1 protein-coding gene is annotated in these 485 nt (G+C 68.7%); it reads right to left on the bottom strand.

Annotation, left to right across the window (positions count from 1 at the left end; genetic code table 11):
* The coding region (locus MIAR_RS11425; RefSeq protein ID WP_285635812.1) for a hypothetical protein at positions 1 to 485 on the bottom strand (485 nt) is incomplete at both ends.

Here is a 485-nt window from a genome sequence, read left to right as displayed (position 1 = left end):
CGTCCCGGGTCTCCCGGGTCTTCCCGACCTGGGCGGGGTCGTCGGTGGTGTCGTTGACACGATCGGTGGCCTGATCCCGGGTCTTCCGGGTCTCCCTGACCTCGGTGGTGTTGTTGACACGATCGGTGGTCTGATTCCTGGTCTGGGTGAGCTGCCGGGTCTTCCCGGTGGCGACCCCACGGTCCCGGGTCTCCCGGGTCTTCCCGACCTGGGCGGGGTTGTCGGTGGTGTCGTTGACACCATCGGCGGTCTGGTTCCGGGTCTTCCGGAGCTGCCGGGTCTTCCCGGTGGCGACCCTACGGTTCCGGGTCTTCCGGGTCTTCCGGGTCTTCCGGGTCTTCCGGGTCTGCCTGACCTGGGTGGGGTTGTCGGTGGTGTCGTTGACACCGTCGGTGGCCTGGTCCCGGGTCTTCCGGAGCTGCCGGGTCTTCCCGGTGGTGACCCCACCGTTCCCGGGCTTCCCGGTCTTCCGGGTCTGCCTGACC

The organism is Microbacterium arabinogalactanolyticum (genome assembly GCF_030268005.1).
Taxonomy (GTDB): domain Bacteria; phylum Actinomycetota; class Actinomycetes; order Actinomycetales; family Microbacteriaceae; genus Microbacterium; species Microbacterium arabinogalactanolyticum.
Note: the sequence above shows the minus strand (reverse complement) of the source record. Positions and strands in the feature narration are given on the sequence as shown.